This window comes from Mycobacterium sp. Root135 (assembly GCF_001426545.1).
GTDB lineage: Bacteria > Actinomycetota > Actinomycetes > Mycobacteriales > Mycobacteriaceae > Mycobacterium.
Genome location: NZ_LMEZ01000001.1, coordinates 228,449 through 243,830, shown reverse-complemented (window position 1 = coordinate 243,830; position 15,382 = coordinate 228,449). Strand labels below are relative to the sequence as shown.

At 68.2% G+C, this 15,382-nt stretch carries 16 protein-coding genes and 1 pseudogene; 8 read left to right on the top strand and 9 right to left on the bottom strand.

Annotated elements, in window-relative coordinates:
* Window positions 1–2: 2 nt before the first annotated feature.
* Complete coding sequence (locus ASD37_RS01160; protein WP_056546854.1) at window positions 3–614, bottom strand: Pr6Pr family membrane protein; 612 nt, start codon at window positions 612–614, stop codon at window positions 3–5.
* A gap of 1 nt (window position 615) precedes the next feature.
* The gene (locus ASD37_RS01155) at window positions 616–1,884 is read right to left on the bottom strand and encodes a hypothetical protein (RefSeq protein ID WP_056546851.1); all 1,269 of its coding nucleotides are present in this window, start codon (window positions 1,882–1,884) and stop codon (window positions 616–618) included.
* A 111-nt stretch (window positions 1,885–1,995) separates the two neighbouring features.
* On the opposite strand from ASD37_RS01155, the gene ASD37_RS01150 reads away from it, so the two are divergent.
* On the top strand, window positions 1,996–3,459 hold the full coding sequence (locus ASD37_RS01150) for a peptide MFS transporter (RefSeq protein ID WP_056546848.1): 1,464 nt from the start codon (window positions 1,996–1,998) through the stop codon (window positions 3,457–3,459).
* Between the two features lie 103 nt (window positions 3,460–3,562).
* On the top strand, window positions 3,563–3,760 hold the full coding sequence (locus ASD37_RS30745) for a hypothetical protein (RefSeq protein WP_082569887.1): 198 nt from the start codon (window positions 3,563–3,565) through the stop codon (window positions 3,758–3,760).
* A gap of 19 nt (window positions 3,761–3,779) precedes the next feature.
* Here the strand turns inward: ASD37_RS30745 and ASD37_RS01145 are convergent, their stop codons facing one another.
* The gene (locus ASD37_RS01145) at window positions 3,780–4,727 is read right to left on the bottom strand and encodes a threonine/serine dehydratase (protein WP_056546845.1); all 948 of its coding nucleotides are present in this window, start codon (window positions 4,725–4,727) and stop codon (window positions 3,780–3,782) included.
* Window positions 4,728–4,771: 44 nt separating this feature from the next.
* On the opposite strand from ASD37_RS01145, the gene ASD37_RS01140 reads away from it, so the two are divergent.
* A complete protein-coding gene (locus ASD37_RS01140; RefSeq protein ID WP_056546840.1) occupies window positions 4,772–5,233 on the top strand; it encodes a thioesterase family protein in 462 nt (153 codons plus the stop codon).
* A complete protein-coding gene (gene speB / locus ASD37_RS01135; RefSeq protein WP_156720678.1) occupies window positions 5,230–6,291 on the top strand; it encodes an agmatinase in 1,062 nt (353 codons plus the stop codon). The genes ASD37_RS01140 and speB overlap by 4 nt, the downstream gene beginning before the upstream one ends.
* Window positions 6,292–6,303: 12 nt before the next feature.
* On the opposite strand, the gene ASD37_RS01130 is transcribed toward speB, so the two are convergent.
* The 3 genes from ASD37_RS01130 to ASD37_RS01120 all read right to left on the bottom strand — a co-directional run bounded on the left by ASD37_RS01130 (window position 6,304) and on the right by ASD37_RS01120 (window position 8,572).
* Window positions 6,304–7,188, bottom strand: coding sequence for a cyclopropane mycolic acid synthase family methyltransferase (locus tag ASD37_RS01130; protein ID WP_056546837.1), 885 nt, complete (start codon window positions 7,186–7,188; stop codon window positions 6,304–6,306).
* A gap of 179 nt (window positions 7,189–7,367) precedes the next feature.
* Window positions 7,368–7,679 carry a putative quinol monooxygenase gene (locus ASD37_RS01125; protein ID WP_056546834.1) on the bottom strand — a complete coding sequence of 104 codons (312 nt, stop codon included), beginning with the start codon at window positions 7,677–7,679 and terminating at the stop codon, window positions 7,368–7,370.
* Window positions 7,680–7,684: 5 nt separating this feature from the next.
* On the bottom strand, window positions 7,685–8,572 hold the full coding sequence (locus ASD37_RS01120) for a TIGR03854 family LLM class F420-dependent oxidoreductase (RefSeq protein ID WP_056546832.1): 888 nt from the start codon (window positions 8,570–8,572) through the stop codon (window positions 7,685–7,687).
* A 115-nt stretch (window positions 8,573–8,687) separates the two neighbouring features.
* On the opposite strand from ASD37_RS01120, the gene ASD37_RS01115 reads away from it, so the two are divergent.
* Window positions 8,688–9,140 (top strand): SRPBCC family protein, encoded by a 453-nt coding sequence (locus ASD37_RS01115; RefSeq protein WP_056546829.1) that lies wholly within the window; start codon window positions 8,688–8,690, stop codon window positions 9,138–9,140.
* Between the two features lie 13 nt (window positions 9,141–9,153).
* On the opposite strand, the pseudogene ASD37_RS01110 reads toward ASD37_RS01115, so the two are convergent.
* A pseudogene (locus ASD37_RS01110) lies at window positions 9,154–11,082 on the bottom strand (flavin-containing monooxygenase).
* Window positions 11,083–11,175: 93 nt separating this feature from the next.
* Here ASD37_RS01110 and ASD37_RS01105 point away from each other — a divergent pair.
* Both ASD37_RS01105 and ASD37_RS01100 read left to right on the top strand, forming a co-directional pair.
* Window positions 11,176–11,568, top strand: a complete 393-nt coding sequence (locus ASD37_RS01105) for a hypothetical protein (RefSeq protein ID WP_056546827.1) — start codon at window positions 11,176–11,178, stop codon at window positions 11,566–11,568.
* A 16-nt stretch (window positions 11,569–11,584) separates the two neighbouring features.
* Window positions 11,585–12,865: a cytochrome P450 gene (locus ASD37_RS01100; RefSeq protein ID WP_056546824.1), complete on the top strand. Its 1,281-nt coding sequence runs from the start codon at window positions 11,585–11,587 to the stop codon at window positions 12,863–12,865.
* Window positions 12,866–12,871: 6 nt separating this feature from the next.
* Here ASD37_RS01100 and ASD37_RS01095 read toward each other — a convergent pair whose 3' ends face one another.
* Window positions 12,872–13,360 carry a hypothetical protein gene (locus tag ASD37_RS01095; protein WP_056546822.1) on the bottom strand — a complete coding sequence of 163 codons (489 nt, stop codon included), beginning with the start codon at window positions 13,358–13,360 and terminating at the stop codon, window positions 12,872–12,874.
* Window positions 13,361–13,457: 97 nt separating this feature from the next.
* Window positions 13,458–14,384, bottom strand: coding sequence for a dienelactone hydrolase family protein (locus ASD37_RS01090; protein ID WP_056546819.1), 927 nt, complete (start codon window positions 14,382–14,384; stop codon window positions 13,458–13,460).
* 70 nt (window positions 14,385–14,454) lie between these two features.
* Here ASD37_RS01090 and ASD37_RS01085 point away from each other — a divergent pair, with 70 nt between their 5' ends.
* Window positions 14,455–15,378 carry an SDR family oxidoreductase gene (locus ASD37_RS01085; RefSeq protein ID WP_056546815.1) on the top strand — a complete coding sequence of 308 codons (924 nt, stop codon included), beginning with the start codon at window positions 14,455–14,457 and terminating at the stop codon, window positions 15,376–15,378.
* The last annotated feature ends 4 nt before the right edge of the window (window positions 15,379–15,382 follow it).

The following is a 15,382-nucleotide window of genomic DNA, read 5'->3' as shown; positions in this document are numbered from 1 at the left end:
GGTCAAGTGTTAGCCGACCTCAGGCGAGCCGCCGCCAGCAGCAGGTACCCCAGGCCGACGAAGCCGGCCGCGAGGACGGTCACGTTCACCGTCACCGCGGCGATGCCGACGCTCCCGGGATCCAGGAAGTAGTACGGCGCGCGCCGCCCGACCCGGTTGAGGACGACGAGCGCCACCCCGAGGTACGCCGCGGGGTACGCCAGCCAGGCAATCGGATGCCACCACTTCCCCAGGCTGGTGCCCCTGCCGACCAGGAGCCAGTCGGTGACCGCGAGAATCGGGACGACGACGTGCAGCAGGAAGTTCGCGGGCGTGTAGCCCATGCTGCGACCGGTCAGCAGCAGGTTCCAGACCACCCCTGCGACGACGACGTAGAGCACGACGGCTCCGCGCAGCCCCGTGCGGGCGTCCGCTCGCGGCGAGAACAGCGTCCACGCGTAGTAGGCCGCGGCCAGGATGTTGGCCTGATAGGTGAAGGTGATGAGCCGCCACGCCACCCCGGAGCGGGAGGTCACCTCGACGAGGAGAAGGGCGGACACCACGGCAAGCACGATCGCGGCGCGAAGCGCGACGCGCAGAACAGTGCCGGCAGTCGGCGTAGGGGGTGTCGTCAAACTAGCCGGGTCCGGGCGTCAGCTTCTCTTTGATGCGCGACAGGATGCCGGGCTTCTTCGCCGGTACCGGCTCGGAGTAGGGAGGCGCGACGTTGGGCGGCAGCGGCGTGCCGACCATCGGCGGGGCGAGCGCGGGGTCCACCGGGGTGGCCGGAAGGTCCGGCTCGACGGCGGGAGCCTGGTCGACGGGTGCCTGGTCGACCGGCGGCGCCTCGGCAGGCGAGTCGACGACCACCACGGGTGCCTCGTCGACGACCGGCGCGGCCGTTTCGGGCGGTGGCGGCGGGGCCGCTTCGACGACGGGCTCAGGTACGACCGCGACAGGCGGCGGCGCCACGGGCGGATCGGCCCTGGCGACCTCGGGGGCCTCGACCCTGGCGGCGGGGACGGGTTCGCTCGGCTGCGCGATACGCGTGGGGGTCAGTTGCAGGCTGACCGCGATCGAGACCGACACCACGAACGTGACGGCGCCGACGGCCAGCATCGCGGCCGGGCCGACCGTCGCCAGTTTCCGCCGGCGTTCGTTCTTGGCGCCGATCGCCAACTGCTCGGTGCGGTCGGAGCGGGCGTCGACGACGAAGCCGTCGCCGAGCGCGGCGAGCGGCATCTCCGTGCTCTGCGCAGACGCCAGGGCCGCGCCGCGGGCCAGCGCGAGCTTGGCCTCCTCGGGGGCGAAGACCGGTACCGCCAGGGCGTCTTCGAGCCGGTGCAGCAGCGGGTCGAGGTCGCCGGCCGAACCCACCACGACGAGCGCCTCCGGCGCCCAGTCGGCCCTGGTGAAGACGGTGCTCAGCCAGCTGATGAGGGCGTCGTCGGAGTCGACGGAGTGGTTGAACGCCGTCTGCACCGCACCGTCGCTGGTGTTGACGATCAGCGAGATCACCGACTCGGGTTCGATGACGCAGACCGCGGTGGTGTCGTAGCCGAGTACGTCGGCGATGCCGCGGGCCAGCGCCTCGGTGGCCTCCGGCATGCGGATCGCCACGACGTTGTCGAAGCCGGACTCCGACAGCGACTCCATCAGCAGGGAGGCCTGTAGATCGGCGTCTTCGCTCCAGGTCACGCCGATGGAGTGCAGGCGCAGGCCTCGGGTGGCCGCGATCGCCTCCGTGCGCAGGACCGCCGCGGTGGCCTGCTCCGAGGTCGCCAGATCGCCGTCGGTGAAGGCGATGGAGTCGCGATCCATCGTCGCTCCGTCGGCGTCCTGGCCTTCGACCAGAACCAAACCGACCGACGTCGGCGTCATAGACAGGCCGAGCACGGCGTCCACATGTACCCCTTCGGAGCCACGAGGCGGCCGCGCACGGCCAGCACCAGCGTGGAGGACCATTGCGCGCGACATTACCCGTTGTCCGCCTGCCCTGCGTGGCAGGGTAACCGTATGACGGAAGGACGAACTGACGACCGCGCACCGGAACGCACCGTGTTCGGACACCCCATCGGACTGGTGAACCTGTTCGGCGTCGAACTGTGGGAGCGCTTCTCGTTCTACGGGATGCTGACCATCCTCGGGTACTACCTCTACTACTCCGTGACCGACGGCGGGCTCGGGCTTCCGCAGGCCACGGCCACGGGAATCGTCGGCGCGTACGGCGGACTGGTGTACCTGTCGACCGTGCTCGGCGGGTGGGTCGCCGACCGCGTTCTCGGCATGGAGCGGACGGTGTTCTACGGCGGCACCGTCGTCATGCTGGGGCACATCGCGCTGGCGGTCCTGCCTGGGTTGACGGGCGTCGGTGTCGGCCTCGGACTGGTGGCGCTCGGGTCGGGTGCGCTGAAGGCGAATGCGTCGTCGCTGCTCGGCACGCTCTACGACAAGGACGACGCCCGTGCCGACGGCGGCTTCACGCTGTTCTATCTCGGCATCAACCTTGGTGCGTTCGTCGGCCCGCTGATCACGGGACTGCTGCAGTCCAGCGTGGGCTTCCACTGGGGCTTCGGGGCGGCGGCGGTCGGGATGGCGCTGGGCCTCGGCCAGTACGTGGCCTTCCGCCGCAATCTGGGGACCCACGGTCGCGAGGTCCCCAACCCGTTGCCTCGCGACAAGATCGCCGTCTACGTGGGCGCGCTGGTCGCGATCGTGGCCGCGATCGCCGCGGTGTTGGCGACAGGCGTCGTGAAGCTCGCGAACCTTTCGCAGGTGACCACAGGGGTCATCATCGCGGCGTCGGTCGCCTACTTCGCCGTGATGCTCAGGAGCCCGAAGGTCGAAGCCGTCGAGCGCACCAGGGTGCGGGCGTTCATCCCGCTCTTCGTCGCCAACGCGGTGTTCTGGTCGCTGTTCCAGCAGATCTTCACCGTGCTGGCGGTGTATTCCGACGAGCGGATGAACTGGTCGATCTTCGGGTGGACGGCGCCGTCCAGTTGGATCGGGTCGATCGAGCCGGTGTGGATCATCCTGCTGTCCCCCGTGTTCGCCGCGATGTGGACCAAGCTCGGCAACCGGGCCCCTACCACCCCCCGCAAGTTCGCCTACGGCGTCATCGGGATGGGGGTGGCGTTCCTGCTATTCCTGCCCTTCGCGGGGACGACGGGCAAGGCGGTGCCCGCGCTCCTGGTCGCCGCCGTTCTGGTGGCGTTCGCGGTGTCGGAGCTGATGCTCTCGCCGATCGGGCTCTCGGTCACCACCAAGTTGGCGCCGCAGGCGTTCCGCGCGCAGATGATGGCGCTCTACTTCTTCTCCGTCGGCCTCGGCACGTCGATGTCCGGCGTACTCGCCGGCTATTACGACCCCGCAAGGGAATTCGCGTACTTCGGGATCCTCGGTGCGGTCGCCATCGCGGTCGGGCTGGTGGTGTTCGCGATCAGCGGGTGGATCAGCAAGCTCATGGAGGGCGTGCACTAAGGCGTCCTTGGCCGAGTTGTGACCTGTCGTAGACCGAATCCAGGCTGCGCCCGCGCGATGATGGAACGCGTTGGGGGCCGCGAGGTTCGGCTAAGGAGGCGTCATGACGGCACCGGAACTACTGGTGGACGCAGGAGTGGCCTCCGTGCGTCGGCTCGGACGGTTCGATGCCACGGCGAGGTGCTCGTGCGGGTGGAGTGGCCGTCGCAGGCTGCTCGTGGCCGCCGCGGAACAGGATGCGTGGGCGCACGCCATGCGAGACAGGTGCGAGGTGTCCACCCCGCTGGTACTCGCCTGGTAGTCCGGTACGGACGTACCAGTCAGCCGGCGAGGATCTCGGCGAGGAGAGCCGGTTCGACGTTGCCGCCCGACACCACGACCACCGTCGGCCCCGGCGGCGTCTCCCGGGTCAGGTAGGCCGCCAGCGCGGTGGCTCCGCTCGGTTCGGCGACCAGATGCGCCCGCAGCGCCATCTCCCGCACCGCGGCACGAATGTCGTTCTCCGACACCGTGATCAACTCGTCGAGCACCTTCTGCAGATGAGCGAACGTCAGCTCCGAGGGCTGTGACCGGAGCCCGTCGGCGATGGTGCGGTTGCGGTCCTCGATCGACCAGTCGACGCGGTGCCCCGCGGCGAGGCTCGCGGCGGTGTCGGCGGCCAGTTCGGGTTCGACGCCGACCACCCGCGCCTGGGGCGCGAGCGCCTTCACCGCGGTGCCGATGCCCGATGCCAAACCTCCGCCGCTGACCGGGACGATGACGGTGGCGACGTCGGGCAGGTCCTCGACGATCTCCAGCCCGATGGTGCCCTGCCCGGCGATGACGTCGGGATGGTCGAACGGCGGGATCAGCACCCCACCGGTGCGGGCCACCACCTCCTCGGCGACCTTCTCGCGTTGACCGGCCGCACACAGCACCACCTCGGCGCCGTGGCGGCGAGTGGCGTCGATCTTGATCTGCGGTGTCTCCTCGGGCATGACGATCGAGGCGCTGATGCCGAACGTCGCCGCGGCATGGGCCACCGCCTGGGCGTGGTTGCCGCTGGAGTAGGCGACCACGCCCCTGGCCCGGACGGCGGGGTCGAGGTGGGCGATCGCGTTGAACGCACCACGCACCTTGAATGCGCCGATCGCCTGCAGGTTCTCCGGTTTCAGCCACAGCGGGCGGTCGGGATCGCCCCATGGTGCGGGTACCAGCGGCGTGCGGAGCACCGATCCGCGGATTCGGTCGGCTGCGGCACGGATGTCGTCGACGGTGACCAGTTGCATGCCTCCGAGTCTGTCAGGAGGCGTCGACTGACAGGGTGTCCCGTGTGACCGACGCGTTCTCGTTTCCGATCGTTCCCCGCTACGCCGAAGTCGACCAGCAGGGCGTGGTGTTCCACGGCCATTACCTGACGTGGTTCGACGAGGCGTCCAACGGCTTCTTGGACCACGTCGGCGTGCCGATCGTCGGGTTCGACCGGTGGGGTGTCGATTTGCAGACGGTGCACGCCGAGGTCGACTACCTGACACCGGTTCGGTGGCGCGACGACGTCCGGGTCGAGGTTCGTTGTCAGTCGACGGGGCGGACGAGTTTCACCCTGGGGTTCGACGTGGTGCGCCGCAACCCCGACGGAACCGAGGTGCCGACGACGCGCGGTCGCAACGTCTACGTCGTCGTCTCGACGCAGGACTGGACGTCCCGGGAGCTGCCGGCCCCGCTGCGGGAGGCGCTCACTTCCGTTGCTGTTCAAGGGCGCAACGCGCCCGATGGCGGTACCGTCACTCCATGAGCCACGACCACGGCCACCACCACGGTGAACCCCATCGCGAACTGCCGCCGGGAATGGCCGAGCAGCTCGACCTGCCCTATTCGGGGCTCGCCACCTTCGGGCATCGCCCGTTCCTCACCGAGGTCGAACAACTCGATTCGTGGCGGCCGGACGTCGCGATCGTCGGAGCGCCGTTCGACGTGGGGACGACGAATCGGCCCGGCGCGCGGTTCGGTCCGCGGGCGATCAGGGCGACCGCCTACGAACCCGGGACCTACCACATGGATCTCGGGCTCGAGATCTTCGACTGGCTGGAGGTCGTCGACTTCGGCGACGCGTACTGCCCGCACGGTCAGACCGAGGTGTCACACCAGAACATCAAGGAGCGCGTGGCGGCGGTGGCCTCCCGCGGCATCGTGCCCGTCGTGCTCGGCGGTGACCACTCGATCACCTGGCCGTCGGCAACGGCCGTCGCCGACGTGCACGGCTACGGGAACGTCGGCATCGTCCACTTCGACGCGCATGCCGACACCGCCGACATCATCGACGGCAACCTCGCCAGTCACGGCACCCCGATGCGCCGCCTGATCGAGTCCGGCGCGGTCCCTGGGACGCACTTCGTGCAGGTCGGGCTGCGGGGGTACTGGCCGCCGCAGGACACCTTCGAATGGATGCAGGAGCAGGGCATGGTGTGGCACACCATGCAGGAGATCTGGGAGCGCGGCTTCAAGGCCGTCATGGTCGACGCCGTCGGCGAGGCGCTCGCCAAGGCCGACAAGCTGTACCTGTCGGTGGACATCGACGTCCTCGACCCGGCCCACGCACCTGGCACCGGCACTCCGGAGCCGGGTGGCATCACCAGCGTCGACCTGCTGAGGATGGTGCGTCAGCTGTGCTACGACCACGACGTGGCTGGCGTCGACGTGGTGGAGGTTTCCCCCGCCTACGACCATGCCGAGCTCACGGTGAACGCCGCGCACCGAGTGGTGTTCGAGGCCCTCGCGGGCATGGCCGCGAGGCGACGCGACGCCGCGGGTGCCGAGATGGGGCCGCCGGGACGACGGCCACCACCCAGCTGAGGCGACCTGCGGTCAGGCCTTCTCGAGGGTGAACTGCGCGATGTCGGTGTATCCCTTGTGGAACAGCTCCGCGCAGCCGGTCAGGTACCGCATGTAGCGGTCGTAGACCTCTACGGACTGGATGGCGATGGCATCGTCGCGGCGGGACTCCAGCGTCGCGGCCCAGATGTCGAGGGTCCGCGCGTAGTGCAAGCGCAGGGGCTGCACCCTGGTGAGCTTGAAGCCGGCCGCCGTGGCGTGCTTCTCCACGGTCACCACCTGCGGGAGGTCACCACCGGGGAAGATCTCGTCCATGATGAACTTGAAGAACTTCAGCTTCGTCATCGTCATCGGGAGGCCGCGCTCGCGGTATTCCTCGTCGCTGGGCTTGATGATGGTGTGCAGCAACATCACACCGTCACTCGGCAGCGCGGCGTAGGCCATCTTGAAGAAGTCTTCGTAGCGGTCTTTGCCGAAGTGCTCGAAGGCACCGATGGAGACGATGCGGTCGACCTGCTCGTCGAATTGCTCCCACCCCTGAAGCCGTACCTCTTTGTTCCGCGGGGTGTCCGACTTCTCGAGAAGTTGCTTGACGTGGGCCTGCTGGTTCTTGCTCAGCGTCAGGCCGACGACGTCGACGTCGTACTTCTCGACGGCGCGGTTGACGGTTGCGCCCCAGCCGCAGCCGATGTCAAGCAAGGTCATCCCTGGCTTGAGTCCGAGCTTGCCGAGGGAGAGGTCGATCTTGGCGATCTGGGCTTCCTCGAGCGTCATGTCGTCGCGCTCGAAGTAGGCGCAGCTGTAGGTCTGGGTGGGGTCCAGGAACAGCCGGAAGAAGTCGTCGGACAGGTCGTAATGCGCCTGCACGTCTTCGAAGTGCGGCTTTAGGCCTTGGTCGTCGTTCTTGGTGTTTGGCATAGGTCAGCCTTTGGCGTCAGGAGTGTGAGTATCGGCAGCGGCTCCGCTTGCTCGAGAGCCTTCCCCCGCAGGTCCGCGCAATTCCGTCGAGACTACCCGAAGCGATCAGTCGACAGATAATCGGTTCGCCGCGTCGACGCGGTGCGTCACCAATGCGTAAGCACGTTTGCTGAGGCCCGTCAGGTCAGGAATCGCTCCGCGGCGACGTCGTACTCCGCCACCGACGCCAAGAGCAGCGCTGCGCCCTGCTCGTCGCTCGGGCCGCTGCCACGGAAGGCCTCGACGGCCGCCCGTGACGCCCATCTCTCGTAGACGTTGACCCGACCGGGGTCGAGGACGTCCGCCGAGATGGCGAAGTCCAAGCAGCCGGGCGTCTCGCGGGCTTGCCGAACCACGTCGCGGCAGCCCGCGAGATAGTGGTCACGTGCGTCGGGGTCGACCAGAAGATGTCCGGCGACGACGACGGTTCCCTCGGATTCCCGTGCGGTCATGGGTGTCAGTTCTCCCGTGGTAGCAGTTCGCTGGCGAACCGGTCGACGAACTCGTCGGTGCTCGCGCCGCCGACCGGGCGGATGACGAACTTGGTCAACCCGGCGTCCAGGTACCCGTCGACCATCCGGTGGAGAGCCGGCCAACCGTCGGCGACCAACTCGGTGGGGTCGACGTCGGGCCGGCGGGCTCGGATCGAGGCCAGCACCTCGTCGGGTAGTCCGTTCTCCGCTACGGCGACGTTGATCCCGTAGTGGTCGGGTTCGACGGCTCGACCTGCCTCTTCGGCGGCCGCTTCGATCTGCTCGCGGCCACGCCCGGCCTCCTCGGGGGTGAGGAACGAGCCCAACCACCCGTCGGCGAGACGACCGATGCGGCGAAAGGCGGCAGGCGCGGAGCCACCCAGCCAGATGTCGAGCGGCTTGGCCGGGCGCGGGCCGACGGCCATGGCCGTGGCGGTGAAGAACTCGCCGGAGAAGTCGGCGCCGTCGGATCGCAGCGCCGTGGTCAGCATCCGCAGCGACTCGTCGAAGACCGCGGCGCGCCGTCCGTCGGGGACCACGAAGACGTCACGCTCCTCGGGGAGCGCCGAGCGGAGACCGAAGACGGGCAGGACCCGCTTGGGGGCCAGGGCGGCCAGCGACGCGAGCTGCTTGGCGACGAGCACCGGGTGACGGCCGGGCAGGATCATGACCGAGGTGCCGACCTTGAGCTTGGTGGTTCGCGACAGCGCGTACGCCATTCCGACGAAGGGGTCGACGGCGTCGGTGTAGACCAGCTCGGAGAACCAGAGTGAGTCGACGCCCGCGGCCTCGAGCCGGTCGACCAGGTGCGGGAGTTCGGCAGGACTGGCCTCTGGGCCCGCGCCGAGGCCGACGCCGAATCGGATCTTCACCCCACCCAGTCTGCCCGCGATGCCGACGGGTCTGCTCGGTCACGGTCCTTCGAGTACGTCACCCGCCTAGGGTGACACCTGACCATGGCGGTCTACGGCGGAAGCAGGTGCACCGATGCAGGCATCAGTGACGGTGGCGATGGACGCTCCCGCGGAGAAGGTGTGGGACCTCGTCGCAGACGTCCGCAACACCGGCAAGTTCTCCCCCGAGACGTTCGAGGCGGAGTGGCTCGACGGCGCCACCGGGCCGGCGCTCGGGGCGACGTTCCGCGGGCACGTCAAGCGCAACGAGATCGGTCCGGTCTACTGGACGACCTGTCGAGTGACGGCCTGCGAGCCGGGCCGCGAGTTCGGCTTCGAGGTGCTCCTCGGCGATCGGCCGGTGAACAACTGGCACTACCGCTTCGTCCCGGCCGGGGGTGGCACCGAGGTCACCGAGTCGTTCCGGATGAACGAGGGGCTGATGACGACGCTGTTCGGCCTGTTCGGCGGTCAACTCCGCAAGCGCCGCAACATCCGCGACATGCGGAAGACGTTGGAACGCGTCAAGGCCGTCGTAGAAGGGTGAGCAGAAGCGTGACTCAGCCGAACACGAAGTCGTCCGGTTCGGGCACCCGCGTCCAGGCCCAGTAGTCGACCAGTCGCCACGGGCTCAACGTGTACACCTCGCCGTGGCTGTTCTTGTAGAACGAGTGCGCGACCGACGGCTGCGCCCACACCATCGTCTGCATCTCCTCCTGACTTCGCCGTACCCAGTCGTCGGCCTTGTCCTGGCGCGGCTCCATCCACCGGTGTCCGCCGTCGATCAAGTGGTCCAAACATCCTGAGATGTAACGCATCTGGCATTCGGAGTGAAAGATCAAGCTGCCGCCGCTGGCCAAATTGGTGCCGGGTCCGTACATACAGAAGAAGTTCGGATAGCCGGGCACGGTGATGCCGAGGTAGGCCGCGGGGCGTTCACCCCACCGGTCACGCAGATCATGGCCGTCGCGGCCGGTGACCGTCATGGGCCACAGCACCTCGGTGGCGCGGAAACCGGTCGCGTAGACGATGACGTCGACGGGATGACGCGTCCCGTCGACGGTGACCACCCCCTCGGCGTCGACGTGGTCGATCGGCGTGCGGACCAGGTCGACGTCGTCGCGGGTCAACGTCTTCAACCAACTGCCGTTGTCCTGCAGCGTGCGCTTGCCCGTCGCCGGGTAGTCCGGGATCACCTTGGCCGCGAGGTCGGGGTCGTCGCCGATCTGACTGGTGATCCACTCGGTGAACATCATTCGGGTGAGCTCGTTGATTTCGCTGACGGCGCGCTGTTGGTCTGGATAGTCGGGGTCGACGCGAGCCGCCGCCAGTCCCTTGTCGCAGCCGGGCCAGAACAGCAGGAACCGGTACCACCGCCCGTAGAACGGCAGATGACGCAGCGCCCATTGCACTCCCGCTCCGACGGGCTCGTGTTAGTTGGGGTTGGGGAACATCCATTGGGCCGTGCGTTGGAAGACGGTGAGGTGTTCGACCTCGTCGGCGATCGTCGGCGCGATCTGGAAACCGCTGGCACCGGCGCCGATCATCGCAACGCGTCGCCCGCGCAGGTCCACCGAATGATCCCACTCGGCGGAGTGAAAGGCATTGCCCGCGAACGAGTCCCGACCGGTGATCGCAGGTAGGAACGGACGGTCCAGCTGTCCGACGGCGCTGATGACCGCCCGCGCACGCAATGTCGACTCCGCACCGTCGACCCCGCGGGTGCGAACGGTCCACACGGACGCGGCGTCGTCCCAATTGGCCTCGGTGACTTCGGTTTCCCATCTGACGTGCGCCCCGACGTCGTACTTGTCCATGACGCGCTGAAAGTATGCCTGCAGTTCGGGCTGCCCGGCGAAGAAGTGCGTCCACTGGTCGGTCGGTTCGAAGCTGTAGCAGTAGAAGTGATTTCCGACGTCGACGCGCGCGCCCGGGTAGGTGTTGCGGTACCAGGTGCCGCCGGGTCCGGCGTTCTTCTCGACGATGGTGAAGGGGATGCCCGCTTCCTTGAGCCGGATGCCGGCCAGCAGACCGGATTCCCCGCACCCGATGACGACGACGGGAAAGTCGTCGCGGGCAGCCGCCGATGCGGGCGAGTGGGCGGCCCGGCTGTCTCTGCCGTCGAGTTCCATCTCCTCGAGCAGCATCGGCACGTACTCGTCCGGCACCGGTTCGCAGACGAGCCACTCCATCATTTCCTTGAGGAGGTCGCCGCCGACCGGTTCGGGGTCGGGGCAGCCGCGGTCGCGGTAGTCGCCGATCACGTCGACGGCAAGGGTCCTGACCGCCGCCTTGTCCTCTTCGGACATGTATCCCTGGACCTCGTTGAGGAACAGGCCGGCAGGTTTCAGCGCGCCGCGGATCAGGCTGGGATCACCCGACATGTGGACCAACGACAGCATCAACGTCGGGATGCTGACGTCGAGCAGCGCTTCGGCGATCTCCTCGTCGGAGTCCGTAAAGGGCTGTCCTGCATGTGGGTTGCGCACCCGTCGGTGGTATCACGGGCCGATGGCCACGCGCAGCCCATCGCCGAACGTGGCGGTCGATTGGGCGGACGGGCCGCGGGGTAAGTGCCCTGCATGACAGTCAACGACGACACCGTCTCCGCGGTCGGCAAGGTCTCCGAGGCCCTCGAGTTCGTCGAGCGCGCCCGCGGGCACCTGTATTCGTTTCATCAACTCATGGGCCATGCCGACCTGACCCTGGGCGACGCCTGCGACGAGCTGCGCGAGGCGGGGCACGGCGACGTCGCCGACCGACTGGAGACCGAACTGGTGGGCCGCAACGTGCTGCACGGGCGGTGGACGTTTCAGGTCGTCGAGGAGTTCGACGACGGCTATTGGACGGAGTTCCGCAATCACGAACGCCGGGTGCGCGACGATCTCGTCGGGGGCGAGCGGCACCTGTTCGAGGCGAGGATGAAGGACGAACGACGCACGCACGGCCGATCCGGTCACGAAGCGCGGCCCTGAGGTTACGCTCGGCATCGTGGGTATTTCCTTACGTGTCAACGGTGCACCGCCGCCTGACGTCGCACTTGCCGACGTCAACCTCGGCTCGTGGGACTTCTGGGCTCTCGACGACGATGTACGTGACGGCGCGTTCGCCACTCTGCGGCGGGAAGCCCCGGTGTCGAAGCATCCGGAGTTCATCCAGGACGGTTTCGAGCAGGGCCGCGGACACTGGGCCGTCACCCGGTACGACGACGTGTTCCACGCCAGCCGGCATCCCGAGATCTTCAGTTCCGCCCAGGGCATCGTCATCGGTGACCAGTCACCGGAGTTGGCCGAATACTTCGGCTCGATGATCGCCATAGACGATCCCCGTCACACCCGGCTCCGCAACATCGTCCGAAGTGCTTTCACCCCAAGGGTGTTGGCCCGCATCGAGGACTCGGTCCGCGACCGGGCCCGGCGGCTGGTGCAGTCGATGATCACCGACCATCCGGACGGCTCCTGCGATCTGGTGGCCGCCCTGGCCGGGCCGCTACCCCTTCAGATCATCTGCGACATGATGGGCATCCCCGAGTCCGAGCACCAGAACGTCTTCAACTGGACGAACGTGATTCTCGGCTTCGGCGATCCCGAAATTACCGCGGACTTCGACGAGTTCGTCAAGGTGGCGATGGACATCGGCGCCTACGCCGCCGCCCTCGCCGACGACCGTCGTGCCACGCCTGGCGACGATCTGACCATCAGCCTGGTGCAGGCCGAACTGGACGGTGAGCGGCTGACCTCGGCCGAGGTGGCGTCCTTCTTCATCCTTCTGGTGGTGGCGGGCAACGAGACCACCCGCAACGCCATCAGCCACGGCGTCCTCGCCTTGAGCCGGCATCCGGAACAGCGTGACCTCTGGTGGAACGACTACGACGCAGTCGCCCCCACCGCCGTCGAAGAGGTGGTGCGGTGGGCGTCACCAGTCGCGTACATGCGGCGCACCGTGACCCGTCCGACAGAGCTCAGCGGCGTGTCCCTTGCCGAGGGTGACAAGGTCACGCTCTGGTACGGGTCGGCCAACCGGGACGACGCCAAGTTCGACGATCCCTACGCCTTCGACGTACGCCGCCATCCGAACCCGCACGTCGGATTCGGTGGCGGCGGCGCACACTTCTGTCTGGGGGCCAACCTGGCTCGGCGCGAAATCACCGTTGCCTTCAAGGAATTGCACCGCCGGATCCCTGACGTCGTCGCCACCGAGGAACCGGCCCGGCTGCAATCCGCCTTCATCCACGGCATCAAGCGACTGCCCGTCGCGTGGACGCCCCGCTAGGGCGACCTAGTTGACGACGCGGTGCTGCGGGTCGCGTTCGGTGCGCTGGGTCGGCTGAAGCTCGTCGCGCTCGGTCCGCTCGTTCAGATCCTCGTGCTTGGCGCGCTCCTTCTCGGCGAGCGCGTATGCGGCGTCGGCGTCGTCCTTGCGGCGCGGGTCAAGCGAATCGGCTTGCTGGAACTTGGAGTCCAGCTCCTCGCGAGACGACGCGGCCTCGTCGCGGTGGCTGGCGGCCCGGTCGCTGAGACGGGCGGCTTCGGCGGCCTTGGCTTCGGCTTCGGCAGCGGCGGCGCGAGCCTTGGCCTCGGTCTCGGCAGCGATCGCCTCGCGCTTCTCGACGCGCGCGCTCTCCTCGCGGGCTTCGTCGCGAATGCGGTCGGCCTCGGCAAGGCGCTTCTTGTCACGCGCGCTGCGCGCGGCGAACGACAGGCCGAGGATCAACAGCAGGACCACCACGACGGCAACGACGATGATGACGACGGTGTTGGTGCTCATGTCCAGCTCCTTCGAATGGGCACGCCGATATTGACGTGCTCGCTGGAAAGAGGGTTGCCCGGACTGGGCGTTGTTCAAACCGCTTCCGCCACCGGTGCTAACCGACGTACCTGGTGAACCAGGCCTGCACGCGCTGCCACGCGTCGGCGGCCGCGGTGGGGTCGTAGCGCTCGCCGGTGTCGTTGAAGAATGCGTGGTCGGCGCCCTGTTCGACGACGAGTTCGTTGACGACGCCCGCCTTGTCGAGGGCCTGCTGGGCGGCGTCCTTGGTGCCGGTGACCCGCGCGTCCTTGGACCCGTAGAACGCCAGCACCGCGACGTCCTTCGACCCGCTGAAATCGGCGTCGTCGGGCGTCGGGCCGTAGAACGGCACCGCCGCGGCCAACTGCGGCTCCCCTGCGGCCAGCAGTTGCCACACCAGGCCGCCGCCCATGCAGAACCCGACGGCCGCCACCTTCACGCCTGGCGTCCGGCGCTGCAGTTCCTCGACGCCGGACTTGAGGTCGGCGACGAAGTCCTGAGGGGCGATCTTGCTCAGCGCCGCGGTGGCCTCGGCGGGATCGGTGAACTTCGCCGTGCCACCGTCGGCGGAGAGCAAGTCGACCGCCAGGCTGGAGTAGCCGATCCCGGCGAAACGCCCCGCGACGGAGCGCGCCCAGTCGGTGAGGCCCTTGTTCTCGTGGATGACGAGCACCGCGCCCTTGGGCGTCTGGGCCGCGGCCCAGGCCCCCTGCAGTTCACCGCGGGGTCCCGTCCAGGTGACGGGTTCGGTCTGGACGGCGTTCTCTATCCCTGGCGGAGGGGCCTTTTCGGTGGCCGCGCCGCTGGAGGTCACCGGCGCGTCGGCGGTCGGAGTGCCGTCGGCGGGCTTCTCCTGGGCGCTGCACGCGGCGATGAGCGAGGAGGCCGCCGCGGCGCCGACACCGATCAGCGCGAGCCTTCGGATGGCCTCCCGGCGGGACATCAACCCCTCGACGTGATCGGTCGCGATCTCTTCGGCGATGTAACGCTGCAGCGGAGTCACCAAACCGAGTATGCCCGCAGATTTTCCAAGTTGCGATGGCAAACCCCTCCGACGGCTAATACTCGACGTCATGTTCTCCCCCGCGGCCGGCCGCGCCCTCGCAGGGCGTATCGCCGTGGTCGCCGGGGCTACCCGTGGTGCGGGTCGCGGCATCGCGGCTGCGCTGGGCGAGGCGGGTGCCACGGTGGTGTGCACGGGCCGCACCAGCTCGGCCGCCGATCTCCGTTCCGATTACGATCGGCCCGAAACCGTCGAGGAGACAGCACAACTCGTCACCGAGCTGGGCGGAGTCGGTGTGGCGATTCCGACCGACCACCTCGACGTTGCCCAGGTGCGTGCGTTGGCCGAACGTCTCCGATGCGACTACGGCGTGGTGGACATCCTCGTCAACGACATCTGGGGAGCCGAGATTCTCAAGGGGCCACCGTCGACGTGGAACCGACCGATGTGGGAGCACGACCTCGACGACGGGCTGCGAATCCTCCGGCTCGGGGTGGACACCCACCTCATCACCTCGCATTGTCTGTTGCCGCTGGTGGTCACCCGACCGGGTGGCCTGCTCGTCGAGGTGACCGACGGCACGGCCGAGTTCAACGCGCAGCACTACCGACTGTCGGCGTTCTACGACCTCGCCAAGGTGTCGGTCAACAGGATCGCGTTCAGCCAGGGCCACGATCTGGCGCCGTTCGGGTGCGCGGCGGTGGCCGTCACGCCCGGCTGGTTGCGCTCGGAGATGATGCTCGAGAACTACCTGGTCGGTGCGACCAATTGGCGGGACGCCCTCGACCCGGGCCGGGCCGACGGTCCCGTCGCTCCCCCGTCCTTCACCGAATCGGAGACACCGCGTTTCGTCGGCCGGGGGGTGGCGGCCATCGCGGCCGACCCGGACCGGGCGCGATGGAATCAGCGGTCTGCCAGTTCGGTTCAGCTTGCCCGCGAGTACGGCTTCACCGACGTCGACGGCCGTCAACCGGACGCCTGGGCCGAACAGTAGACAT